This is a genomic window from Escherichia sp. KCJ4928 (genome assembly GCF_004352695.1).
GTDB lineage: Bacteria > Pseudomonadota > Gammaproteobacteria > Enterobacterales > Enterobacteriaceae > ECMA0423.
The window spans coordinates 1-1265 of the sequence record NZ_SJWV01000416.1 but is presented as its reverse complement, the minus strand read 5'-3'; the positions used below and the strand labels follow the sequence as shown (position 1 = coordinate 1265).

Below are 1265 nucleotides of genomic sequence, written 5' to 3'. Positions count from 1 at the left end.
GTATTTGTCAGCACGGTAAAACAACTTAAAAACTCCATTATTGCCATTTCTGCGATTGTTGCCATGGCAACGGTAATGGATGTCTGTGGGTTGATTGGCACTCTGGCACAGAGCCTTGTGGATCTGACTGGTGGGGCCTACCTTTTCATTGCTCCGGTTATCGGCGCTCTTGGTACATTTGTTACTGGTAGTGACACAAACTCCAACATTCTGTTTGGTAAATTGCAGACCACTGCGGCTGAAAAATTGCATGTGGATCCACTCTGGCTGGCTGCCGCTAACACATCTGGCGCAACAGGCGGCAAAATGATTTCTCCTCAGAGTATTGCTATCGCTGTTTCAGCCACTCGTATGGATGGTCAGGGTAGCGTAATCATGTCAGGGACACTGAAGTACTGCTTTGCTTATATTGTTATTCTTGGACTGAAAGTCGGCCTTGTCTACCACCTGTTCATGGCCTGAGAAAAAATAACAAAAGGACATGGAATATTAATCAACAGGAGAAATTTCTGTGAATGTTAACTTTTACGTCACCTGCATTGGTGATGCGTTTAAATCCCGGATGGCACAAAAAAGCGTGCTGTTACTGGAGCAATTGGGTTGTAATGTCCATTTCCCCGAAAAACAGGGATGTTGCGGTCAGCCAGCGATAAATGGCGGTTATGTTAGTGATGCTATTCCTGGCATGAAAAATCTCATATCTTCGCTGGAAGAGAATGACTGGCCTGTAGTTTCTCCTGCCGGATCATGCACTTACACGATAAAAAATTACGCTCGCTATCTCAGTGAAGAACCTGAGTGGGCGGCACGAGCTGAAAAAGTGGCTGAACGCCTGCATGATTTGACGTCATTTATAGTAAAACACCTTGGCATCACTGATGTAGGGGCAAGACTCAATGGTCGCGCAGTGTACCATCCTTCATGTAGCCTTTCCCGTAAACTGGGTGTAACCAGAGAACCGCTTTTGCTGCTTGAAAATGTACGGGGACTTGAGCTGCTGCCGTTTCACGCTCAGGAAACGTGCTGTGGGTTTGGCGGCACGTTCTCTGTAAAAATGGCGGAGATCTCTGGTGAAATGGTAAAGGAGAAAGTCGGGCATATTATGGATGTTAAACCTGATTTTCTTATCGGAGCTGACGCCAGTTGTCTGCTAAACATCGGCGGCCGGCTTAGCCGTGAAGGGCATCCTGTAAAAGTGATGCATATTGCTGAAGTCCTGATGCACAGATGAGGTAAACAGAATGTCTTTGAAAACAAGTGATATC

General features: G+C 46.2%; 2 protein-coding genes. Both read left to right on the top strand.

Translation table 11 applies throughout. The annotated features are described in order from the left end of the window. The coding region (locus tag E0D98_RS24435) for an L-lactate permease (protein ID WP_131891282.1) at positions 1–462 on the top strand (462 nt) is incomplete at its 5' end. Between the two features lie 49 nt (positions 463–511). Further along, positions 512–1231, top strand: coding sequence for a (Fe-S)-binding protein (locus E0D98_RS24430; protein WP_001102132.1), 720 nt, complete (start codon positions 512–514; stop codon positions 1229–1231). Positions 1232–1265: the final 34 nt, after the last annotated feature.